This is a genomic window from Hyphomonas sp. (genome assembly GCF_041398465.1).
Lineage (GTDB): Bacteria > Pseudomonadota > Alphaproteobacteria > Caulobacterales > Hyphomonadaceae > Hyphomonas.
Map to the genome: position 1 here is coordinate 113,582 of NZ_JAWKUS010000001.1, position 21,783 is coordinate 135,364.

Genomic DNA, 21,783 nt, shown 5'->3' on the forward strand with positions numbered 1-21,783 from the left:
GAAGATACTCATGACGCTTCAGATCGACACCACGAACTGGCCAACCTGGGCCGCCGCAATCGAACCCTATGTCGAAAAATGGGGGATCGTCCTCTTGTCGGCCGTAGCGGTCTGGCTTCTGGCCGGCCTGGTGCGGCGCCTTGTTCTCCTGATCGGCAAGAAAGCCATTTCGAAGGACAAGGAATTCGAAGGATCGAACTGGGATCTTGCAGCCTCGATCACCCGGGTCTTCGCGCTCATCCTGCTCAGCCCCATTCCACTCGGCCTCGCCGGGTACGACTGGGAGGCAATGATAGAACAGCGCGGCCCCGGCGCTGTCGGAGCCGTTGCGATCCTCGTTGTCGCGGTGATCATCGCCAATGGCGTCGCGCGGTCCCTCCGCCGGTTCGGCCGGAAGGCACACCGGCGTGCCGGGGCTGACGACACGTTGTTTGCCTTTGCCGCGTCGCTCTTCAAATACCTGATCTTCGCCGTCGCAACCGTCTTCGCGCTGACGCAGCTTGGTTTCCCAACGGCATCGCTCGCCGCCCTGCTCGGCGCAGCCGGCCTCGCCATCGGCCTCGCCCTTCAGGATACGCTGAAGGCGGTGGCCGCCGGTATCATGCTGGCGATCTTCCGGCCTTTCCGGATCGGCGACTATGTCAGCGCTGCAGGTCTCGATGGTGAGGTGATCGACATCACGCCATTCCTGACGCAGGTGAAGCAGATCGACAACAAGATCGTCTCCATCACCAATGACAAGGTTTGGGCGGAGCCGCTGATCAACCACACACGCCAGACACGGCGGCGTCTCGATCTCTATTTCGATATTTCCTATGACGACGACATGGACCTCGCCATGCGGCTGGTCCGGGAAGTCGCCGATGCCCATCCGCGGATCCTGGCAAATGAAGAAACCTGGGTTGGCATCCACGCGCTCGCTTCGTCCAGTGTACAAGTACGCCTGAGAGCCTTTGTCGCCACGCCGGAATTCGTCGATGTCCGCGCGGACGTCACCAAGGCAGTCAAAGAAGCCTTCGATGCGAACGGCGTGACGATTCCGTTCCAGCACGTCGTCTATGTTCCGTACAAGGCGCCCGCCAGCAGCAATAACGGAACGGACGCCACACCACTCCCGATCGCCCCTTCGGAAGATGGCTGAGCATCCCGATACCCGTGATCCTGCACCCGCACCGGTGTCACCGGAAAAGCCCGGCAAGCCACCGAAACGCCCGCTGCTCCTTCGCCTCTTCGGCATCAGCCTCTGGGGCGGCGTGAAGCTGACGGGGCTGTGCATTCTGGTCGGCTTTTTCGTGATGGCGGCGAACTTCAACCCGGCCGCTCAGGACGCGAACATTCCAGGCGCGCTGGCCGCAATCGCAAAGCAGGCGCTTGCCGCAGCAGGCTGGGCTGTCCGCAATTTCTGGAAGCCAGCGCTCGCCGGGGCGACCATCGTGCTGCCGATCTGGATTCTCTGGCGCCTGATCAGCCTTCCCTTCCGCAAATAGGAAACGGAACCGTTTTGCTAACGCCGCGACACGGGATGTGCTGACGTCCCTCCTGACTTATGATCCTTCCAAACAAAAAGATCCCGGGAGGACATCATGGACACAACCAAACTCATGTTTCGCGACGACCTGATGAAGGACGAACGCATCCTGATCACAGGCGGCGGCACAGGCCTTGGCAAGGAAATGGCCGAAGGCTTCCTGAAGCTCGGCGCGGAAGTTCACATATGCGGCCGGCGTGGCGGCGTGTGCGAGGAAACCGCTGCAGAGCTGATGGACAAACATGGCGGCAAGGTCGTGCCGCATGCCTGCGATATCCGGGTCGCCGAAGCGATCACCGACATGAACGATGAGATCTGGGCGAAACACGGCCCCCTCACCGGTCTGATGAACAATGCGGCGGGCAACTTCATCTCACGCACCGAAGACCTTTCCATACGCGGCTTCGATGCGATTTCGAACATCGTGTTTCGCGGCTCCTTCTACATGACACACGACATCGGCAAGCGCTGGATCGACCAGAAGCGGAAGGGCAGCGTCTGCTCTATCCTGACGACCTGGGTCTGGAATGGCGGGCCATTCGTTGTTCCGTCGGCTATGTCAAAGGCCGCCGTGAACACAATGACGCAATCCCTCGCCGTCGAGTGGGGCCGCTACGGCTTGCGCTTCAATGCGATTGCGCCGGGCCCTTTCCCCACCAAAGGGGCCTGGGCGCGCCTGTCACCGGACTCCGGCACCAGCAGCATGGAGCGCAGCGTCGCCAACCCGATGGGCCGCGTGGGCGAAATGCATGAACTGGTGAACCTGGCTGTCCTGTTGATGGCGCCAGGTGCCGAATACATCAACGGCCAGACCATCGCGATCGATGGCGGCATGTATAACGCCTCCGGCGGAAATTTCAGCGCGCTTGCTGCCTGGAGCGACGAGCAATGGACCGCTGCTCGAGAAGCCATTGAAGGCGCAAATGCAGAGGACAAAGCAAAACGAACCGTGTAGGTTGCGAGCGTTTCGCAATACAAGAACGGACCGGGATGACGACAGCGACGCAGAACACCGAAGGCGGCGGCATTCACGCGCTGGCCGCCCGCCTCGCTGAACTGCAATCGAAGCAGTCTGGCCTGATCGCCGGACTGACTGGCTCTGTCGCCTCCGGCAAGACGACCCTTGCCGAGGCACTCGCCCACGTGCTGGACGATACGCTGGAGGTCGAAACCGTTTCGACCGACGGCTTCCTGTATCCGAACAGCATACTGGCTGAGCGGGAGCTGACGCTTCGCAAGGGATTTCCGGAAACCTATGACCATCAGGCGCTCGGTGAAGCCCTCAGCGCCATCCGCGCGGGCGAAGCCGCCTTCCCGGCCTACAGCCATGTCACCTATGATGTAGATCCCGCCCTGTCCCGCACCATTCGCCGGCCAGACGTTCTCATTCTTGAAGGCTTGGGATTCCAGCCCTTGTCGCCGCCGCCGCGCAGCGCACACGAGCCAGACTTGCTGATCTATCTCGATGCCAGCGAAGACGACCTGCTCGCCTGGTTCCTGGAGCGCTTCGTGCGGCTATGGAACGCCGCGCGGGAGGACCGGTCATCCTTCTATGCGAACTTCCTGCACATGTCGGAGCCGGAGCTGCTCGAATTCGCGCAGTCCGTCTGGGAGCGGATCAATCTGGCCAATCTCAGAGAAAATATCGCCCCGCTGAAACAGCGGGCCGACATCGTTCTCTTCAAGAGTCGTGACCACACCATCACGATCGCGGAAGACAGACTGCTTTAGCGCCTCAGAGGGTCGGGTCGATCAGGTATTTCTCACCCGTCGCCTTGGCATTGTAGGCGTGTAGCGTATCCAGATCGAGCGCCTCGGCGAGCGAGATTGTCTTTGTGTAATGGCTGGCGAAAGTCGTGTTCAGTTCGTCGATCACGCGCTTGTACATGCGCGCGCGCACTTCCGGAGATGCTTTCTCCAGGAAGGGCGTCAGCAGGTAACCGCTAAGGTTCCAGGCAAAACCGACGCCTGCAGGCAGGACCGTCGGCGACAGGTCCAGCCGGCCATAGATATAGACCTGCGTTTCCTGGCCAGAGCCGTAACGCGAGTATTCCTTCATCTTGCGGCTGGCAGCCGCTTCCATCGCAACCAGCAACTGGCCGGCGAGCGGGCCGCCGCCAATGGCGTCGAAGCCCATCGTGGCACCGGTTTCGACGAGGCCGTTGATCAGGTCTTCCATGAAGGTCGGCGAGGAGGAATTGACTATATGCTTCGCACCGATGCCGCGCAGGATTTCGGCCTGCTCTTCCTTGCGGACGATGTTGAGGATCGGCACGCCGTCAGCGATGCAGATCTTATTCAGCATCTGGCCAAGGTTAGAGGCCGCAGCCGTGTGGACGAGCGCCTCGTGTCCTTTGGCTTTCATCGTTTCGACGAAGGATAGCGCCGTCAGCGGGTTCACATAGCAGGAGGCCCCCTGCTCCGCCGTCGTACCGTCCGGCAGGGCCATGCACTGCGAGACATGCAGTGTACGGTATTGCTGGTACATGTTGCCACCAAGGCAGGTAACCATCTTGCCGAGCAAGGCCTGCGCCGCGGGCGAGTCGCCAGCCGCAATCACTGTACCCGCGCCTTCATTGCCGACAGCCAGCGACTGGCCGAGGCGTGCCTTCATGGCACGCAGGCCAGCTTGCGGCACATCGGCAGAGATGGTCGGACTTTCTTTCGTTCCGCCTTGGACCGCAGTCGACATATCCGCGCCGCCGACCAGAAGGCCAAGATCGGACGGGTTGATCGGCGTGCCTTCGATACGCACCAGCACCTGGTCCGGGCCAGGCTGTTTTATGGGCGCGTCAGCCAGGGAGAGTTCGAGTTTGCCTTCCGGCGTCACCAGCGTGCGGATCTGCAGGCTTGTCTCGGGAAGTTGATCAGCCATCGGGTATTCCTCTCTAAGAACTAGATTTTTTGAATGTATGTCAGGGCCTTATGATGACCTTACCGACAACTTCGCGATCCGTCAGCAGGCGCCATGCCTCGCGCCAGTCTTCCAGCGGGATCTCACGGAAGACGTGGGGGTGTACTTTGCCCTCTTCGGCCCATTTGCGGATCGCCGCCTGATTGGCACGTCCCCGCTCCGGAAACTGGCGGCCATATTCGCCCGCCCGTACGCCAACGACGGAAAAGCCCTTGATCAGCGGCATGTTCACTTTGACTTCCGGAATACGTCCGGACGTGAAACCGACCACCAGCAGCCGTCCATCGAAGGCGATGCAGCGGACACTTTCGTCGAACACATCTCCACCGACCGGGTCGAAGATGACGTCCGCACCGCGCCCGCCCGTCAGCGATTTCACCTTGTCGCGGAAGCCCTGAGTGACGTTGATGCCGTAATCGGCACCGTACTCAAGCACCTTGTCGAGCTTGGCATCGGAAGCCGAGGTCGCAATGACCGTCGCGCCCAGCAGCTTTCCAACATCGACAGCTGCCATGCCCACCCCGCCGCTGGCGCCGTGCACAAGCAGCGTCTCGCCCGGCTGCAGGTTTGCCCTGACGACCAGCGCGACATAAGCCGTGATATAGGCAGCTGGAAAGGCAGCGGCCTCGGCAAACGTGAACGGCTTCGGCTTCGCCGACAGGCTCTTCGCAGGCAGTACGGCAAACTCGGCATAGGCGCCGGTCTTGTTGCCGCCGATCACTTCATCGCCGGGTTTCCACTCCGTCACACCTTCGCCGACCGCTTCGATGACGCCGGCGACTTCCATGCCCAGCGTGAAAGGCAGCTCGGGTTTGAACTGGTACTTTTCCTGGCTCATCAGGAGGTCCGGGAAGTTCACCCCCGCGGCTTTGACATGAACCAGAACTTCGCCTTCTCCCGGCTGCGGCACAGGAATATCCCGCACCTCCAGCCCGGAGAAATCATCCGTGATCTGGTGGCAAACCAGCGCTTTCAAATCGCGCTCCTACAACTTCGAATACACGGTGCGGACCATGTCCGCGATTTCGAGGCACGCCTTGCGCGAGCCCGGCGAAATCAGTGTGAAGGCCGTGAAGGCATGCGCGAGGTTGTCGTAGCATTTGTGAATCACCGGCACGCCAGCATCCTTCAGGCGACGGGCATAGTCGTCGCCCTCGTCGCACAGCGGATCGTGCCCGGCGGTGATCACGACAGCTGGCGGCAAGCCATCAAGGTGCCCGGTCTGCCCCGGTGACAGCATTTTATCAGCCATGTCGAAGCCTTCAGGCAGGTATTCCTGCATGAACCAGTCCATCGTGTCTGTGGAGAGCGAGAAGGTTTCGCTGAACTCCTTGCGGGACGGGAACACTTCCACCAGGTCGATCGCCGGATAGATCAGTAGCTGCATCGCCGGCAGCGGCTTGTCCTCGCGCTGCATTTCTTGGGAGATGATCGCGGAGAAATTGCCGCCCATGGAGTCGCCGCCCACGGCCGCGACGCCTTCCGGAGCCCCGAATTTTGCAGCGTTGCGCATGCCCCATTCATAGGCCGCGCAGCAGTCGTCGATGCCGGCCGGGAATTTGTGCTGGGGCGCAAGGCGGTAATCCACCGAAAGGACAGGGCATTTCACGCGGCTGGCGAGGATGGAGCACCAGGCATGGCAGGTCTCAAGATCGCCAATCACCCCCCCACCCATGTGGAAGTAAACCATCAGGGGCGCCTTGGGGTCCTGCCCGTCAGGCCGATAGATGCGGGCCGGGATCTCGTTCTTGTTCGGGCCGGGAATGGTGAGGTCTTCGGTCCGCACACCGGGCTCGATCGGCGCAGCGACGGCGGCCAGCGTTTCCTTCGTGGCCGCCTGAACAACTTCCGCCGGCAGGCTGGACATTGGCGGTGCATTCCGCCCATTCCACGCCATGAGCTGCAGCTGCGGTTCCAATGTGCGGCCGCGAACGGTCAGCGGCTTGCCGCCTGCCATTTTCACGAGCAGGCCGCCCGGCAGTTTCATGACGAGCTTGGTAATGGTCTGCTGAAGGCTCATGGTCGCTCCCCTGTTGTATTGTCGGGCGAAGCTTAGACCTGCCGCGCATCGCTCGCCAAGGGGGCAACAAGCTTACTTCGCGGCAAGCTCTTTCACGCCCGCCATCAGCATCCGGGCGGCAAAATCCGTTGCGCCTTCCACGTCCACAGGCCGGCGGAGCAACATGATCTCGCCCATTTCGCGGGCAACGCCGATAGCGGCTGCCGTGAGGTATTCGATATCGATGCTCGAGGAGGTGTCTGCCGCCAGGATCCGTTCCAGGTCCGACCGGATTTCTGCCGCAACAGCGGACATTTCAGGCGTGTCGACCCGCACGCCGATCAACGCCATATGCGGCGCCCCTTCAGACAGTGCCTGGCGGTTCTCCGAAGCGATGAAGCTGAAATAGGCATAATAGGCGTCGTGCATATAATCGTGTGCGGTTCGCGCAGTGGCACGGACGTCTTTGAGCAGGTCCCGGAAGTGTTGGGTGGAGTCCTCGGCAATTGCCTCGAAGACTTCTTCCTTGGACTTGAAGTAATTGTAGAACGTGCCTGCGGCGAGGTCGGTTTCCCGGATGATGTCGCGTACTGTGGTTGCTTCGAAACCGATCCGGGCGAAGACCCGCCGGCCGGCATCCAGAATCGCCCGCCGGTTCGCCGCCTTCGAGCGCGCGCGTTTGCCGGAACTTCCCGCCGTTTTCACGTCAATCGTCATGACTCGCCGTCCTCACCTTCAGACATCGTCGCCGAAGGCGTCACCATGTGTCAACTTTATAACAACGCAATGCTGCAATGCATTTCGTCCTAAAAGAATCAGGGATTTACCGGATTGCCCGCCTTTCAGGCGGAAATCCCTACAGCAGGAGAAATCCGCCAGGTCAGCCCATCGCCTGACGGTTCGCAGGTCACGTCCATGAAGGCCCGCTGGGAATGTACGGCCCCTCGCCAGATTTCAGTCCAACAGGACAGGAGATTGCCGCGTTCATGCCCCTCCAGACCGCGAACAATCCGCAGGCCCGACTGATGTACGATGGTCACGTTTCCGGCGCGTTCGATGCGAGCGTCGTCGCCCATGCCCATAAACATCGCCGCGAGGAATTCTGCTGCCTCTGACGGTCCGCCATCAACGCCGTCGACCGCCTTGGCCATGCGCTGGTAATGCTGCAAGCCCGTCAGCCGCGCGGCGAGATGGCAAAGCGCCAGCGCCCTCTCCTGCCCCAATACATTGACCAGTTCTCGCACGCCATTGCGGATATATTCGACCGCATAGTTCCGGTTTGCCTTGGCAAGGCGTTCCGCGCTCCATTCTCCGGGGGGCGGTTCCGGCTGCTTCGCCGGATCGAATGGCGGCGGGCGTTCGTCCGGCGCAAACCGCAGCCGCTCGTTTTCCGGCAAGTCGTGATCATATTCCCGGAAATAGCCGCAGAGGCCGAACTGGCCTGTCATGTCTTCCGACACGCAGACGAAGCCCAGCCGCGGATTGCCGAGCGAAACACCGTTCTGCCCATACCAGCCGCGCAGGAAGCCTCGGCTCGCCTCGACCGGTACGCCGCAGATCACCGCACCATCATACATCCAGCGCGGATAACGGAAGCGCACCCAAGCCTTGGTGTCGCTCTCTTCCATATACTCGACCGCCACACCGCCAACGCCGTTAGAGAGCACATGATACTTCGCGCAGGCCACAGCATCCGGCAGGCCGTCCAGGCCCAGCTTTCGAAACGAGGACAGGAACTTGTCCTCGTGCTGCCGGCGAAACAGGCGGAACAACCAGTCACCAACGACAGCCGGCCCTTCACGCGTCGCCACCATCAATTCCAGTCCGAGCAGATATTGGTGATGCAGCTCTGCCTGTGCCTCGATCGCAGCAATGTTCAGCGTCATGGCCCTACCCTGCTTCAGCGACCGCATTCATGAGCTTGCTGCCGCCACCCTCGATCTTCCGTTGGCGAAGCATGTTGAGGATCATGCCGAACACGACGCGCAGGCAGATCAGGATCAACACCCCCACCAGCGGCTGGCCGAACGCCAGCATCAGGCCAGCCCCTAAAATGATCGCAACATGCAGGGTGACGATCCGGCCATAGGGCGCGAACATTTCCACAGGCAGCTGCGTGTTCCGGAAGTCGCCGCGTCCGATGAAGTCGACCAGGTAGAAGATCGCATTCACGAGGATGATCGCACCAACGAACCACAACATGTAAGGGCCGGTGCCAAGCGCCCAGTCGACCAGACTTCGCATACCGTGAAACCCGGGCGCGGCACTGCCGACATCCCCGCCTGCAAAAGCGCTGATGAAAATGCCATGACCGAAGCAGAACATGCCGTAGTGCACCGTGAAGAACGGCACCATGAACAGCGCGATGGGGATGTTCAGGGCATTGGCAGCAATCGTTCCCAACATACGCAGGATGGTGAATGCCCCGATGACCAGGTTTTCCAGCCAGTAGAGCGCAACCAGCGGCATGGCCTTCCAGCCAAAAAACACAACCGCAATGATGGGCAACAGGTCGACCAGAAGGGTCAGCCAGGCCAGCGGATCCCGATATGTCCGGGCAAAGAGGTCAGGGTCGAAAAAGCGGTTCATTCCGGAGGGCTGCCAGAAGGAACGAGATCCGGCAAAGGCGCCGTCGTCTGCGAATATGTGAAGCTGTGTCCTGGTGTCCATTCGCCGTCATCGCCCAGGAATTCCGACACGCCAGACATTGTGCCGTCGGCATGTCTCCGGCCTGTCGAGCGCACTTTCAGAATGTGCGGCAAGCCCTTCACGTCCTCCTCAGCCGTCCAGCTGCCGTCTGCGTTCAGAGTCATCGTTCCGCTAGTACGGAAGTTCGCGCTGGTGATGTAGACATAATCCAGCACGCCCGGCTTTCGTGACAGCTGGACATAGGTCACGCCGCCATAAGAGCCATCTTCCAGCACGTGACGGTTGACCAGTACGCTGCCGCCAAGATCCCAGTCCCATTCGGAATAGTCCGCAGGCTGCCCGTGTTCCTTGTCGGCCTCCCCGGGTTCGCCACGCCAGCGTGTCCCGGCAAGGTCTGCCAGCACGCCGAAGCCATATTCAGCGATCGGCGTCTCTTGCGCTGACGCCTGCGGCGGTACCGCCGGGGCTTGTGCGCAAGCCGCAATGACAAGGCCAACGGCCCAGATCGATAAGCGCCTCACCATGTCTTGTTCCTCCACCCATTATTATATCAGCTACCCGCTGGATCGTAGGCCGGAAACTCGAAAGGGTTCCGGGGCGCCAACCCTTTGGACCCTCTCGGATTGTTGTAATTGCCGGTCAGGATCTCGAAATGGAGATGAATGGCCGTTGCATTGCCGGACTTGCCCATCATGCCGATCTCCTGCCCGAAGCCCACTTCCGCACCAGCGCGGACGCCTTCCGCAAAATGCGCGAGGTGGGCGTAGCGGGTGTAGACCCCCCCGCCATGATCGATCAGCACCATGTTGCCATAACCCGTCGAAACCCGCGCCTCGAGGATGCGCCCCGGTGCTGCGGCGTAAATCGGCCCGGCCGGAATGGATTGCAGGTCAATCCCGTCATGGCGCCGGGCGGAGCGGATGCCGAAACCCGACGAGAGGCACACATCGTTTGCCGGCGCCGTTGCCAGAACAACAGAGCCGACGACGATGATCGGTTTGTAATCGGTCACCCAGAAATCGCGGTCCATGGGCGGCGCGTTAGTGACGTAGATACCCCCGCAGGAGCGGAGATAGGCGTTCGGCTGGAAGCTGCCTTGTGCCGCAGAGACCTGCGGCGGCCCCGGTGGCGGCGTATAGGTCCGCACCTGTGTCGGGGCCGGCGAAGAGGCGCAGCCGGCAAGGAATACAAGTGTGAGTGCAGCCCCCAGCAGCTGCCTCATGCGGTCACTTTCGCGCGTTTCATGCCCTTTTCGATCTCCTTCAAGAGGTCCCGGCAGTAGAGGTTGAAGTCTACCTGCATGCGGTGGCGCGGGCTATCGTAGAAGTGCCCGAGGTGCTCCTTCTCGTCCGCAACCGTAACGCGCTCCATTTCGGCAGCATCGGGGAAAGCGTACTCGCCATCAATCGCCGCGGCCACCAGTTTGGACTGCTGCTCGGCAAAGTTTACGAGCGTCGGCAGCGGCTGGGCGAGGCCGAGGAAATAGATTGTCTCGCGGCCAGGCTTCACCATTCGCTTGTAGAGCGGGAAGACATTGTCCTTCGGGGTCAGGTCGTCCTGCTTGATGAAGGGGAAAGTCACATTGTAGCCCGTCGCCCAGACGATCGCGTCGACCTTCTCGCGGGTGCCGTCGGTAAAGACGACACCGTCGCCGTCCAGCTTCTCGATGCCGGGTTTCGGCGTGATGTCGCCGCAGCCGACGCGCGTCAGGAACTCGCCGGAGACAGACGGATGGCCCTCCAGCGGCTCATGGTCCGGTTTCGGCAGGCCATAATCTTCCATCATGCCGATGGTTTTCTTGATTTTTTTCCGTGCGAGCTTGCGCCCGAGGCTCGCGGGCATCCAGGCTGGCAGCACCGCCTTGTCGGCCGGCTTGCCATCCATGTATTTCGGCATCACCCAGACGCCCCGGCGCATGGAGATGAACAGCTTCTCCGCCAGCGGGCGCTGGGACAGTTCCGACGAGATGTCCATCGCCGAGTTCCCTGCCCCGACGATCATCACGCGCTTGCCGCGGAAGTCGTAGGGCTCGAACGGGTCGGTATAGTTGTGGGAGTGAACCTGGTAACCATCGAAATGCCCGGGATAAGTGGGCGTGCGCGGATCCCAGTGGTGGCCGTTGGCAACGACCACGGCATCATATTCCCGCGACTCACCGGTCGACAGCGTCACCTTCCAGCGGCCACCCGGCAGGTCTTCGACATTGGTGACGGCCGTGTTGAAGGTGATCGTGTCGCGCAGGCCGAAATGATCCACATAGTCGTGGAAGTACTGCAGCAGCTGGGCGTGGTGCGGGAAATCCGGCCAGTCCTCCGGCACGGGATAGTCCTCGAAGGCAAGGCGCCATTTCGACGTGTCGATGTGCAGTGACTGGTAGCAGGACGAGGCGCCGTTCGGATTCTTGTAGTACCAGTTCCCGCCAATATCGTCCGACATTTCGAAACAATCATAGGGCAGGCCCCGGTCTTTCAGACGCTTCGCCATCGTAAAGCCCGAGCACCCTGCTCCGATAATGCAGGTCTTCGGCTTGCCCGTTCCCTCAAATGCCATTGTTTCCTCCTGACCTCAGGTCATATGTATGTTCTCGCCCTTGCGGATGTTATCCGAGGCAAAAGGCAGGTCAAATGAATGAGGCCCCATATGGAAGATGACGCCACGCCAACTCTCGAACCCTGGCAGGTCATGGGCGAAAATCTGGACATCATGACTGGCGGAATCCCGTGGGGACGCCGGATGAGCTTCCGCGTCACGAAGCTGGAAAAAGGCCGCGTCTGGGGCGTTCAGCCCTGGAAGGAGCGCCTTGTGGGCGACCCGGACACCGGCGTTATCCATGGCGGCGTGCTGACGTCCTTCCTCGACAACCTTTCCGGCATGGCAGCGAGTTCTTCTCTGGAGAAGGCCCGCTTCGTCTCCACGCTCGACCTGCGCATCGACTATATGCGCCCCGCCGAGCCGCAACGGGAAATTCTGGGCGAGGCGGAATGCTACCACATCACCCGCAATGTCTGCTTCACCCATGCCTGGGCCTATCATGAGAGCCGGGACAAGGTGATCGCCACCGCCGCAGGCGCCTTTGCCATTAACAAGCCGCGCTCGGTCGAGTCGCTGAGGGCGTTCTAATGGCAGACGAACTTCTCCCCTCCCGCGCCGAACAGGTGCAGGCCTTCCTTGGCCGCACGCCCTTCGCTCAGGAAATCGGCATGCGCTGTGAAGTCATGGGCGACGAGATGACGGCCATCATGCCGTTCCAGCAGAAGCTGATCGGCAATTTCACGATCCAGGCGCTGCACGGCGGCGCGATTGCTGCCTTCCTGGAGCTGACCGCCATGGCGCAGGTCTACCTCGTGACCGAGCATCTGGAACGCCCGCCGCGGCCGATCAACATCACGATCGACTATCTTCGCCAGGGCCATGCCAAGGACACGTTTGCCCGCGCGACCATCACCAAGATGGGCCGGCGCATGTGCTCCGTCCGAGCCGAAGCCTGGCAGGACGAGCGGTCAAAACCGGTCACCAGCCTGCTGGCGCACTTCAAGGTGAGCGCCGACTGAGGGGGGGTGGATAAGTCCCCTCTCCGGGCAATGAAGAACACCATGTACGGACCATTTAAAGACCATGTATACCGGCCCGCTTTTCCCGTCCCGGGCCGGGCCCTTTTCGCTATTGCCTATCCTTCAGCAGAGCACCTATTCTGAAACTTGAGGCTCAGAGGGGGACGCCGTGACTCGCCAATTTGCATTTCAAGGCATGCGATGATGCGCGCGCTGGCTGCCTGCCTCCTCCTGGGAGGCTGCGTGATGGCGCCAACGGCGACAAGCGATCACCCTTTGGGCTGGATCAGCGGCTGCTGGGAGAACGCCGACGGAGACTATCGCGAAGTCTGGTCAGCGCCGGATCATGGCTACCTCTTCGGCTATGCCATGTCCCTGAAGGGTGAAACGGTCACCTTCTTCGAACAGTCCCGCATCGATCCTGGCGAGGCCTACACGTTCAACGCCTATCCGGCTGGCAAGGGCCCTTCCCCCTTCGCCGAGATCGAGCGGGGTGATGACTACATCATCTTCGCAAACGCCAGCCATAATTACCCCCAGCGTATCCGCTATGCCCGCGAGGGCGACCGGATGACCGCCGAGATTTCGCTGATCGACGGCTCGAAAGGCCAGGGCTTCGCCTTCCGGCGGTGCGAGGGTTGAGGCGCAAGTCGCTTCCAGCCACCGCGACCCCGGCAGCCAAACCGTCATCCTACTTGACAGTTTGGTTTGTCTAAGAGAACGTCGGAACCAATCATCCCCTCAGTTCGGCGCCCGGTTTCTGGCAGGGTTACTAAACCCCGCCTGCTACCTGCCGTTGTAGAGGGATGTCGATAAAGAAAAGGCGGAGAAACGGGAATGCCAAATAATATCCTCTTCATCATGACTGATCAGGAAATGAATTTCCCCACTTTCCCGAAGGGGTTCATGGACCGGCTGCCGGGCCACAGCGCCCTTCTGGAGCGCGGAACGCATCTGGTGAACTATCACGTCAACACGACGCCCTGCAGCCCCTCACGCTCGAACATCTATACAGGGCAGCACACCCAGCTGACCGGCGTCTACGAGAACTCGGACACGCTGAAAGCCCCTGCCCTCCCGACGGATATGCCGACCCTTGGCCACATGCTGAGCGCGGCAGGCTATTACAGCAGCTACAAGGGCAAGTGGCACCTGTCCTCAATCAATGGCGTGCGCGACTGGAACCAGGAAGTGCGCATGATCTATCCTGACACCTGCGACGCCCTGAAGGAATACGGATTCTCCGACTACGGATTTGATGGCGAAAGCGTAGGCCTGACCTGGGCCGGGCATATCGACGATGTCGGCGTGGCTGCAGATGCAGCGGCCCAGATTCGCGAATTCGCGGAGACGGACAAGACCGGCGGCAAACCCTGGTTCATGGCAGTGAATTACGTGAACCCGCACGACATCATGTTCTACGACGCAACGGGCAAACAGGCAGAGACGCGGCGCTTTCCAAAACTGCTGAGCCTGATCAAATCGGAACCCGGCCACCCCCTCTATGGCGAAGACCTGAAAATCGATCTGCCGGAGAGCTTCTTCAGGGACGACCTGTCGACCAAGCCGGAGGCGCACAAGGCCATCCTCAAGCAAAACGAGTTCACCTTCGGTGATCTGCCGCTGAACGACGAGGCAGCCTGGAAGCAGTTCCGGAACTATTATTTCAACTGCATCCGCGACGTGGACCAACATATCGAGACGCTGCTCTGGGCGCTGGAGCGGTCCGGCCAGATGGAGGACACGATCATCGTGTTCACGACCGATCATGGCGAACGGGCCGGCGCACATGGCATGCGCCAGAAGTGCGGTACCATCTACCGCGAGGAAACAAATGTGCCGCTGGTCATCGTCCATCCGGATGTCACCGGCGGACAGACAACGCAGGCCCTGGTGAGCGCCGTCGACATCGCCCCGACATTACTCGGTCTGGCGGGCCGCGATGAAGCCTGGACCGAGGAGAACTTCCCGGACCTCGTCGGCATCGACACGAGCGGCGTGGTCGCCAATCCAGACCTGCGCACGGAGCGCGACACGCGCGGACACTTGTTCAACCTCGGTGTCACCTACCCCTGGGCCCGGTTCAGGGATGGCAGTTTCGACCTGTCGAAGCGGCGCCTGCATCGCGGCGTGTTCGACGGCAAGTACAAGTTCGCCCGCTATTTCGCCCCCGCCGACCACCACTTGCCCCGCACCTTCGAGGACCTCGTGGCGCGGAACGATCTGGAACTCTACGAGGTCGATGACGATCCCCACGAGCTGACGAATCTCGCCTGCGATGCGGAAGCGATGAAGGATGAGCTGGTGCGCCTCAACGACATGACGAATGCCCTGATCGAGAAAGAGATCGGACGGGATGAAGGCCAGGAATATGGGAGCTTGGGCGACATCTACAGCTTCACACAAGGTTAGGGGCAAAGCGCCGGAGAGCTGAGCCTCAGTCGCCGAAGCGCTGGATGTCTGCCGGCGCTCCGCCGAACAGGTCCGCATATTCCGGCTTCAAAAGGTCATGAAATTCGGCCTGAGGCAGGGTGATGTGATAAGCTCCTTCCGCATACGAACCGATTTCGTAGGGCGCATAGTGCAGGACGATGCCGCCCAGCCTGCCCTCTTCCGTTGAGGCGACGAGACTGACCTCTCCTGACAGGAGGCCGGTTCCGTCCAGCGCATCCTTTGCCTCACCGAGGAACGTCTCCCGGCCTTCGGGGGATCCGCTGCGTTCCACCTTGGCTGATGCAATGGCGTTAAAGACATCCGGGGACAGCGCGGTGATCGCGGCAGCCTTGTCGGCGAACAGATCCCCAGCCCGCAGCCGCTTGCCGGTTTCGGTGTTGTAGATCCGCGCGTCGGTCATGTAGTTGCCATGCGCGCCGCCGGTGAAAGTGAAAATGAACCCTTCCAGTCCGGCCAGCGTTCCGGCAACACCTGTGACGCGCCAGTCGATCTTCAGGCCGTAGGGCCGGAAATATTCCGGGTCGGATGCCTGATAGGTGTCTGCATCTTCCTGCATGGCTTCGATCCGGCCATTCGCATCATCGATGAGGTCTGCCGCGATGACCGGATTGAGCGAGAAGACCTCCTCCTCGAAACGGACATCGGCCTTCAGCGTGTCATTGTCCACCAACAGGAAGCGCGGCATGTCCGCCGTGCTGGTCACTTCCGGATTGTGCGACACCTCTCCTTCACCGGCGACCTGCACCGCAGCACCCGGCGGTTCGTCCGTTTCGCCTGCCTGTCCGCAGGCACCGGGGAGAATCGCCATCATCAGCGCGGCGGACAGAAGCAGGGCGTGTTTCATCGCTATTCTCTACAGGCTGAGCAGTTCGGCGTCACCACCCTGTGCCGTGATATTCACGGTCAGCGCCCTTTCTGCGGCGAAGCGATGAAGATAATGCGGCCCGCCCGCCTTGGGGCCTGTACCGGAAAGGCCTTCCCCGCCAAACGGCTGGACGCCCACCACGGCGCCGATCATCGACCGGTTTACATAGGTGTTGCCCACCGGGCAGGCCTCGCGGACTTCCTTGTAGAAGCTGTCGAGGCGCGAATGCACACCCAGTGTGAGGCCATAACCCTTGGCATGGAGTTTGGCGCCCACTTCGTCGATATCGTCCGGATCGTAGCGGATGACATGCAGGATCGGTCCGAACTTCTCTTCCGTGATCTGATCGAGTGAATAGAGTTCCACCAGCGCCGGGCCGAAGCCGTAGCCTTCCGTCCCGATGAGGCCGGCATCGACCTGGTGCAGCAGTTTCGCGCGCGACTTCATGTCGTTGAGATGGGCCTGCAGCATGTCGCGGGATTCCGCGTCGATGACAGGGCCGATGTCTGTATCCGGCTGGGCCGGGTCCCCCAGCTTCAGTTCGTTCATGGCACCGATCAGGCCGTCGATAAGGTGGTCGGCCGTCGCCTTGGGCAGGAAGGCCACACGAAGTGCGGAGCAGCGCTGGCCTGCCGACCCGAAGGCGGACATGATCATGTCATCCAGCACCTGCTCGCGAAGGGCGGTCGTATCCACGAACAGGCCATTAAGGCCGCCGGTTTCTGCAATCAGGGGGATGATCGGCCCGTCGCGCTCTGCCAGGGTGCGGTTGATGAGGCGGGCCGTGTTCGTCCCGCCGGTGAAGCAGACGCCGGATACGCGCAGGTCTGACGTCAGCTTCGCCCCAACGGTTTCTCCCCTGCCGGGCAGCAAGTGCAGCGCGTCCACTGGCAATCCGGCCTTCTGGAAGATCTTCACCGCCTCGAACGCGATCAGCGGGGATTGTTCGGCGGGCTTGGCCACGACCGTGTTTCCAGCGGCGAGCGCAGCGGCAATCTGGCCAGTAAAGATGGCCAGCGGGAAGTTCCATGGGGAAATGCAGCAGAACACGCCCCGTCCGTGCAGGGACAGATGGTTTGTCTCCCCCGTCGGCCCCGGAAGGCGTACCGGCGCGGCAAAGTCTTTCTCGGCGCCCATGGCGTAGTAGCGCAGGAAGTCGACCGCCTCGCGCACTTCAGCGATGCCGTCATTCAGCGTCTTGCCGGTCTCGCGTGCCATCAGGGCGATGAGGCGCGGTGCGTTGCCTTCGAGCGCTTCGGCCATGGCGCGCAGGTGGGACGCCCGCTGCGGCCCGCCCAGCTTGTCCCAGTCCGGCTGGAATTTGACGGCCGCATCGAGAGCCCGGTCGATCTCGTCTTCGCTGGCCTCCTTGCAGGCGCCGAGCACGGTTTCCGTATGGAACGGCACGCGGCAGAGCTGTCCGCCACCGGTGTCAGGCTTGCCGGAGACAATAGCGCCTGCGGCGATCGCCGGGCTGTCGCGGAAGATGCGGATCGCACCGGCGATGTCGTCACGCACACTCTGCTGCGACAGGTCCATGCCGGAGGAGTTGCGACGTTCCGGCCCGTAAAGGCGCGGCGGCGTCGGGATGCGCGGATGCCGGCGCGGACCGGCCTCGACCTTGGTGATCGGATCGGCGACGACCTGTTCGGCCGGCACGTCGGGGTCGAGGAAGGAATGCACGAAACTGGTGTTCGCGCCATTTTCCAGCAGGCGGCGGACGAGGTAAGGCAGGAGATCCTTGTGCGCCCCGACGGGCGCATAGACCCGCACGCGATTGCCGGCTTTCGCCGCGCCGTAAAGCGCCTCGCCCATGCCGTGCAGGCGCTGGAATTCGAACGCGGTGACGCCCATGGACTCCGCCATCAGGTCCACCGTCGCCAGCGTATGGGCATTGTGCGTCGCAAACTGCGGATAGAGCACGGGGCTCGCCTCCAGCAGCTGTTTGGCACAGGCAAGGTAGTGGAAGTCCGTCCCCTGCTTGGTGGTGAAGACCGGGAAGTTCGGGAAGCCTTCGACCTGGGCATGCTTGATCTCGCTGTCCCAATAGGCCCCCTTCACGAGGCGCACCATGAAACGCTGGCGCGTGTCGCCTGCCAGCTGTTTCAGCTTCTCGATCACGCCGCGGGCGCGCTTCTGGTAAGCCTGAACGGCAATGCCGAGCCCGATCCAGCCCTTCAGCGACGGTTCGCGCGCAAGGCTTTCGAACAGTTTCAGCGACAGGACCAGCCGGTCGGCCTCCTCCGCATCGAGACAAAGCCCGATATTCGCTTTCGCTGCCTGCTGGCAAAGTCCCAGAAGGCCCGGATAGATTTCAGCCATCACGCGCTCTTCGTTGACCGCCTCATAGCGCGGGTGAAGTGCGGACAGTTTCACGGACACGCCATTCGAGGATTCCGGCGGAATGGACTTGTCCGTGTTGGCGGCTACCTGTTCAATCGAGTCCTGGTAGGCCTTAAGGTAGCGCGCGGCATCTGCGGCGGTGCGGGCACCCTCCCCCAGCATATCGAAGCTGAAATGCGCCGCATCACCCTGGCGCACCATGCGGCCGCCACGTTTCAGCGCGTCCTTGACGTTCCGTCCAAGGACGAACTGCTCACCCATGATGCGCATTGCCTGCATCATGGCAGCGCGGATCACCGGCTCCCCGCTTTCGCGCACGAGGCTGGAAACGAATTGGCCCGGCCCCTTTCTGGCCGCCGCCGGGACGCCGATGACGCGGCCCGTCAGCATGAGGCCCCAGGTGGAGGCATTGACCAGCCAGGATTCCGACTGGCCCTGATGTGCGCCCCAGTTTCCGGAGCGGATTTTTTCGGCGATCAGATCGTCGCGGGTTTCCGCGTCCGGCACGCGCAGCAATGCTTCGGCGAGACACATCAGGGCAAGACCCTCGGCGTTCGAAAGGCCGAACTCCTCCAGGAAACTTTCCATCATCCCCTTGCGCCGCCCGGTCGCCCGCGCTGTCTCAACCAGGTCCAGCGCGCGGCGCATGGCCGACTGCCTCAACTCGTCACTGACGGGCATCTCCTTCAGGAGATCATCCAGCAGCGCTTCCTCGTCCACAAATTTATTGGAGTCGAGCGCGTCCCAGACGAAGTGCGTGGCGGCAAGGGTGTCGGACATAAATAGGGCTCCCTTATGGCAATGATTTCCGCACAAAAACCCATCAATGGGGCAGGTCTTATGCGGGTTCCATCGAATTCAGGGAAAATCTATATCGCCTCCAGCGTCCGGTTGCGAGGGCAGTGGACAGCGTTTCAGGCCTTTACCATACGGCCCAAGCCCGCCATGTTGCGCACGGCTGCGTGGCATTGATGGGAGTCCACATGCGGATCATGCTCGTGACAGACGCCTGGGACCCCCAGGTCAATGGCGTCGTGCGCACCATGAAGCGTGTCATCGCCGAATCCGAGGCGATGGGCCACGAATGGGAGATCGTACATCCCGGCCAGGGCTTCATGACCATGCCGCTGCCGACCTATCCGGAAATCAAGCTGGCCCTGTTTGCGCGCGGCGAGATCGAGGAGCGGTTCAACGAATTCGAACCTGACGCGATCCATATTGCAACGGAAGGCACTCTGGGCATGGCGGGCCGCGCCATGTGCTTGAAAATCAAACACCCCTTCTCCACTGCCTATCACACACGCTTCCCGGAATATGTCTCCGCCCGCCTGCCCATCCCGATTTCCTTGGGCTACAATTTTGTGCGCTGGTTCCATAAATATTCGGGCAAGGTCATGGTCCCGACGCCATCCATGGTGGAGGAGCTGCGGGACAAAAAATTCATCAATCTCGTCGCCTGGGGCCGCGGGGTGGATACCGACCTCTTCCACCCGTCCCGCCGGATCGAGGAAGGCGAGCCGGGCGATCCATTCGAAGGTCTGCCGCGCCCGATTTTCCTGAATGTCGGACGTGTAGCGGTGGAAAAGAATATTGAAGCCTTCGCCGAACTGGACCTGCCGGGGACCAAGGTGATCGTCGGCGACGGCCCGCAACGCGAGGAACTGAAGAAGCGTTATCCGGAAGTCAAATTCCTCGGCGCCCGTTTCAATGAAGATCTGGCCACGGTCTATGCCAGCGCCGATGTCTTCGTGTTCCCGAGCCTCACCGATACGTTCGGCCTCGTTGTGCTGGAAGCCATGTCGTCGGGTACACCGGTGGCCGCCTATGATGCGACCGGCCCGCGGGATGTGATCCCCGGATCGAAAGCCGGCACGATCACACCGGTCGACGGAGACCTCGCCGCCGGCGCCGTCGCCTGCCTCGACCTCGACCGGGACACTTGCCGCAAATATGCCGAAGGCTATAGCTGGCAGGCCTGCGCCGAAGCTTTCATCGAAAACCTGCAGCCCTTGCCAGCTCCGGCGAGGAAACGGTTCTGGCAGAAAATCCGCCTGCGCCGCCGCAAGAAGCCGCTGGAGCTTGTCATCCCGCCATTGCTGGACCTTAGCCCAAAGCCAAAGGAAGCGCCCGAACCTTCCAACGAACCGGACGAGAAATCATAGACTGCCGTCCTGGTCCATTGTCTGAGCCTTCAGGCCAGCGGCCCTGACCTGTTCCAGTGCGCGATCTTCGTCGGTCAGCGGGATCAGGCCTTTGTCCAGCAGGTAGCCGTCCGGCCCCATCGCGCCATCCGATACGAACTCCTGCACGAACTCGGCAATCCCCGGCACGACCCCGAGATTTTCCCGCTTCACATAGATGAAGAGCATGCGGGAGAGGCCGTAGTCGCCATCCTTGATGTGCATGAAATCCGGGGAAACGCCTGACAGGAGTCCGGCTTTCACACGGTCTGAGTTCTGCTCGAGGAAGGAAAAGCCGAGAATACCGATCGCGGTCGGCGTCTTTGTGAGGGCCTGGACCACAGCGGCGTCGTTTTCGCCGAAATCGATCCAGGCACCATCGGTACGGATCGTCCGGGCACGTTGCAGGAACGCAGTCTCATCCTCTTCGCGAAGGGCCGCCATTTGCGGGTCTTCAAACGCGCCGTGCTCCATGCCGAGTTCCACAAAGGCATCACGCGTGCCGGATGTCGGCGGCGGACCGAAAACGAGGATCGGTTCATCGGGCAGCGACGGGCTGACATCGCTCCATGACTTGTATGGATTGGCCACGAAACCGCCCTCGCCATCCGGGAGGTCCATGGCGAGCGCGCGGTAGAGCTCAGCCTTGGTGATGTCGAAGTCCGGCCCTGCCTTGGAATTGGCGATCACGATGCCATCATAGCCGACGCGGATCTCGGCCGGATTTTTGATGCCGTTCGAGGCGCAAAGCGCCCGCTCCCCTGCCTTGATCGGTCGCGAGGCATCCGAGATGGATGGCTGCGACGGCCCGGTGCCAAGGCAAAAGGCCTTGAAACCGCCGCCTGTCCCGGTCGTCTCGACAATAGGGGTTGGCCATTCGGTCACGGCACCGAACTGTTCGGCCACGGCTGTCGCGAAAGGCGAAACCGTCGACGAGCCGACGATCCTGATCTTCTGGACACCCGCCCCGGTGATGGATGGTGTGACGATCCGGTCGCCCACCTCCAGTTCGGACAAATCCGTCCGGCCGCATGCGGCGGCCAGCATCAGGGCCGCAGCAGCAAAGATGGAGGCAATGGCCGGATGAGGCGCGCGTGTCATGCTTCATTCTTTCCCAGTTGCGCCTGCCTCTATCCGGAATCCGGGCCGGCGCCAAACAAGGTAGGACGTCTCCAACGACCGCTACAGGCCGCAAGGAAGAATGTTTCGTGAAAAATTTCAGCCTTGGGGGAAAATTTTCCTTGCACGCCCGGCGATTGTCCCCTAAATGCCCCCTCGAAATATAGAGATGTGGCGGACA

Annotated in this window: 21 protein-coding genes; 9 read left to right on the top strand and 12 right to left on the bottom strand. The window is 61.5% G+C overall.

Annotated features, from left to right (window positions below; all coding sequences use genetic code 11):
* The first annotated feature begins 10 nt into the window (after positions 1-10).
* From R3C98_RS00540 to R3C98_RS00555, 4 genes are all read left to right on the top strand, one after another.
* Entirely contained in the window at positions 11-1,141 is a 1,131-nt protein-coding gene (locus R3C98_RS00540) for a mechanosensitive ion channel family protein (RefSeq protein ID WP_371312156.1), read from the top strand.
* Positions 1,134-1,487: a hypothetical protein gene (locus tag R3C98_RS00545; protein ID WP_371312157.1), complete on the top strand. Its 354-nt coding sequence runs from the start codon at positions 1,134-1,136 to the stop codon at positions 1,485-1,487. Before R3C98_RS00540 ends, R3C98_RS00545 begins: the two co-directional genes overlap by 8 nt.
* A 96-nt stretch (positions 1,488-1,583) precedes the next feature.
* A complete protein-coding gene (locus tag R3C98_RS00550; protein ID WP_371312158.1) occupies positions 1,584-2,483 on the top strand; it encodes an SDR family oxidoreductase in 900 nt (299 codons plus the stop codon).
* A 35-nt stretch (positions 2,484-2,518) separates the two neighbouring features.
* Complete coding sequence (locus R3C98_RS00555; protein ID WP_371312159.1) at positions 2,519-3,259, top strand: type I pantothenate kinase; 741 nt, start codon at positions 2,519-2,521, stop codon at positions 3,257-3,259.
* 4 nt (positions 3,260-3,263) lie between these two features.
* On the opposite strand, the gene R3C98_RS00560 is transcribed toward R3C98_RS00555, so the two are convergent.
* The 9 genes from R3C98_RS00560 to R3C98_RS00600 form a co-directional block, all read right to left on the bottom strand.
* Entirely contained in the window at positions 3,264-4,403 is a 1,140-nt protein-coding gene (locus R3C98_RS00560) for a zinc-binding dehydrogenase (protein ID WP_371312160.1), read from the bottom strand.
* A gap of 40 nt (positions 4,404-4,443) precedes the next feature.
* Complete coding sequence (locus R3C98_RS00565; protein ID WP_371312161.1) at positions 4,444-5,418, bottom strand: NADPH:quinone oxidoreductase family protein; 975 nt, start codon at positions 5,416-5,418, stop codon at positions 4,444-4,446.
* Between the two features lie 9 nt (positions 5,419-5,427).
* Positions 5,428-6,462: an alpha/beta hydrolase fold domain-containing protein gene (locus tag R3C98_RS00570; RefSeq protein WP_371312162.1), complete on the bottom strand. Its 1,035-nt coding sequence runs from the start codon at positions 6,460-6,462 to the stop codon at positions 5,428-5,430.
* Between the two features lie 72 nt (positions 6,463-6,534).
* Positions 6,535-7,158: a TetR/AcrR family transcriptional regulator gene (locus tag R3C98_RS00575; protein ID WP_371312163.1), complete on the bottom strand. Its 624-nt coding sequence runs from the start codon at positions 7,156-7,158 to the stop codon at positions 6,535-6,537.
* 125 nt (positions 7,159-7,283) lie between these two features.
* On the bottom strand, positions 7,284-8,327 hold the full coding sequence (locus R3C98_RS00580) for a hypothetical protein (RefSeq protein WP_371312164.1): 1,044 nt from the start codon (positions 8,325-8,327) through the stop codon (positions 7,284-7,286).
* A gap of 4 nt (positions 8,328-8,331) precedes the next feature.
* A complete protein-coding gene (locus R3C98_RS00585) occupies positions 8,332-9,030 on the bottom strand; it encodes a DUF6498-containing protein (protein ID WP_371312165.1) in 699 nt (232 codons plus the stop codon).
* Positions 9,027-9,614: a hypothetical protein gene (locus tag R3C98_RS00590; protein WP_371312166.1), complete on the bottom strand. Its 588-nt coding sequence runs from the start codon at positions 9,612-9,614 to the stop codon at positions 9,027-9,029. Before R3C98_RS00590 ends, R3C98_RS00585 begins: the two co-directional genes overlap by 4 nt.
* Positions 9,615-9,640: 26 nt before the next feature.
* The gene (locus R3C98_RS00595) at positions 9,641-10,312 is read right to left on the bottom strand and encodes a peptidoglycan DD-metalloendopeptidase family protein (RefSeq protein WP_371312167.1); all 672 of its coding nucleotides are present in this window, start codon (positions 10,310-10,312) and stop codon (positions 9,641-9,643) included.
* Positions 10,309-11,640, bottom strand: a complete 1,332-nt coding sequence (locus tag R3C98_RS00600; protein ID WP_371312168.1) for a flavin-containing monooxygenase — start codon at positions 11,638-11,640, stop codon at positions 10,309-10,311. Before R3C98_RS00600 ends, R3C98_RS00595 begins: the two co-directional genes overlap by 4 nt.
* Before the next feature lie 90 nt (positions 11,641-11,730).
* Here R3C98_RS00600 and R3C98_RS00605 point away from each other — a divergent pair, with 90 nt between their 5' ends.
* From R3C98_RS00605 to R3C98_RS00620, 4 genes are all read left to right on the top strand, one after another.
* Complete coding sequence (locus R3C98_RS00605; protein WP_371312169.1) at positions 11,731-12,210, top strand: PaaI family thioesterase; 480 nt, start codon at positions 11,731-11,733, stop codon at positions 12,208-12,210.
* Positions 12,210-12,641 (top strand): PaaI family thioesterase, encoded by a 432-nt coding sequence (locus R3C98_RS00610; RefSeq protein ID WP_371312170.1) that lies wholly within the window; start codon positions 12,210-12,212, stop codon positions 12,639-12,641. The genes R3C98_RS00605 and R3C98_RS00610 overlap by 1 nt, the downstream gene beginning before the upstream one ends.
* Before the next feature lie 246 nt (positions 12,642-12,887).
* Positions 12,888-13,283 (top strand): DUF6265 family protein, encoded by a 396-nt coding sequence (locus R3C98_RS00615; RefSeq protein ID WP_371312171.1) that lies wholly within the window; start codon positions 12,888-12,890, stop codon positions 13,281-13,283.
* Positions 13,284-13,478: 195 nt separating this feature from the next.
* A complete protein-coding gene (locus R3C98_RS00620) occupies positions 13,479-15,053 on the top strand; it encodes a sulfatase-like hydrolase/transferase (protein WP_371312172.1) in 1,575 nt (524 codons plus the stop codon).
* A gap of 25 nt (positions 15,054-15,078) precedes the next feature.
* On the opposite strand, the gene R3C98_RS00625 is transcribed toward R3C98_RS00620, so the two are convergent.
* Positions 15,079-15,939, bottom strand: a complete 861-nt coding sequence (locus R3C98_RS00625; protein ID WP_371312173.1) for a DUF3298 domain-containing protein — start codon at positions 15,937-15,939, stop codon at positions 15,079-15,081.
* 9 nt (positions 15,940-15,948) lie between these two features.
* Positions 15,949-19,083, bottom strand: a complete 3,135-nt coding sequence (putA, locus tag R3C98_RS00630) for a bifunctional proline dehydrogenase/L-glutamate gamma-semialdehyde dehydrogenase PutA (protein WP_371312174.1) — start codon at positions 19,081-19,083, stop codon at positions 15,949-15,951.
* A 122-nt stretch (positions 19,084-19,205) separates the two neighbouring features.
* Here putA and R3C98_RS00635 point away from each other — a divergent pair, with 122 nt between their 5' ends.
* Positions 19,206-20,465, top strand: coding sequence for a glycosyltransferase family 4 protein (locus R3C98_RS00635; protein WP_371312175.1), 1,260 nt, complete (start codon positions 19,206-19,208; stop codon positions 20,463-20,465).
* On the opposite strand, the gene R3C98_RS00640 is transcribed toward R3C98_RS00635, so the two are convergent.
* A complete protein-coding gene (locus R3C98_RS00640; RefSeq protein WP_371312176.1) occupies positions 20,460-21,584 on the bottom strand; it encodes a substrate-binding domain-containing protein in 1,125 nt (374 codons plus the stop codon). The two genes, R3C98_RS00635 and R3C98_RS00640, sit on opposite strands and share 6 nt — an antisense overlap.
* Positions 21,585-21,783 lie beyond the last annotated feature (199 nt).

Excerpts from the sequence above, each read along its gene's own strand:
- R3C98_RS00595 (WP_371312167.1), bottom strand. The coding sequence starts at position 10,312 with ATGAGGCAGCTGCTGGGGGCTGCACTCACACTTGTATTCCTTGCCGGC.
- R3C98_RS00550 (WP_371312158.1), top strand. The coding sequence starts at position 1,584 with ATGGACACAACCAAACTCATGTTTCGCGACGACCTGATGAAGGACGAA.
- R3C98_RS00575 (WP_371312163.1), bottom strand. The coding sequence starts at position 7,158 with ATGACGATTGACGTGAAAACGGCGGGAAGTTCCGGCAAACGCGCGCGC.
- R3C98_RS00610 (WP_371312170.1), top strand. The coding sequence starts at position 12,210 with ATGGCAGACGAACTTCTCCCCTCCCGCGCCGAACAGGTGCAGGCCTTC.
- R3C98_RS00585 (WP_371312165.1), bottom strand. The coding sequence starts at position 9,030 with ATGAACCGCTTTTTCGACCCTGACCTCTTTGCCCGGACATATCGGGAT.
- R3C98_RS00600 (WP_371312168.1), bottom strand. The coding sequence starts at position 11,640 with ATGGCATTTGAGGGAACGGGCAAGCCGAAGACCTGCATTATCGGAGCA.
- R3C98_RS00640 (WP_371312176.1), bottom strand. The coding sequence starts at position 21,584 with ATGACACGCGCGCCTCATCCGGCCATTGCCTCCATCTTTGCTGCTGCG.
- R3C98_RS00615 (WP_371312171.1), top strand. The coding sequence starts at position 12,888 with ATGGCGCCAACGGCGACAAGCGATCACCCTTTGGGCTGGATCAGCGGC.
- R3C98_RS00605 (WP_371312169.1), top strand. The coding sequence starts at position 11,731 with ATGGAAGATGACGCCACGCCAACTCTCGAACCCTGGCAGGTCATGGGC.
- R3C98_RS00555 (WP_371312159.1), top strand. The coding sequence starts at position 2,519 with ATGACGACAGCGACGCAGAACACCGAAGGCGGCGGCATTCACGCGCTG.
- R3C98_RS00570 (WP_371312162.1), bottom strand. The coding sequence starts at position 6,462 with ATGAGCCTTCAGCAGACCATTACCAAGCTCGTCATGAAACTGCCGGGC.
- R3C98_RS00560 (WP_371312160.1), bottom strand. The coding sequence starts at position 4,403 with ATGGCTGATCAACTTCCCGAGACAAGCCTGCAGATCCGCACGCTGGTG.
- R3C98_RS00620 (WP_371312172.1), top strand. The coding sequence starts at position 13,479 with ATGCCAAATAATATCCTCTTCATCATGACTGATCAGGAAATGAATTTC.
- putA (WP_371312174.1), bottom strand. The coding sequence starts at position 19,083 with ATGTCCGACACCCTTGCCGCCACGCACTTCGTCTGGGACGCGCTCGAC.
- R3C98_RS00625 (WP_371312173.1), bottom strand. The coding sequence starts at position 15,939 with ATGAAACACGCCCTGCTTCTGTCCGCCGCGCTGATGATGGCGATTCTC.
- R3C98_RS00545 (WP_371312157.1), top strand. The coding sequence starts at position 1,134 with ATGGCTGAGCATCCCGATACCCGTGATCCTGCACCCGCACCGGTGTCA.
- R3C98_RS00580 (WP_371312164.1), bottom strand. The coding sequence starts at position 8,327 with ATGACGCTGAACATTGCTGCGATCGAGGCACAGGCAGAGCTGCATCAC.
- R3C98_RS00590 (WP_371312166.1), bottom strand. The coding sequence starts at position 9,614 with ATGGTGAGGCGCTTATCGATCTGGGCCGTTGGCCTTGTCATTGCGGCT.
- R3C98_RS00540 (WP_371312156.1), top strand. The coding sequence starts at position 11 with ATGACGCTTCAGATCGACACCACGAACTGGCCAACCTGGGCCGCCGCA.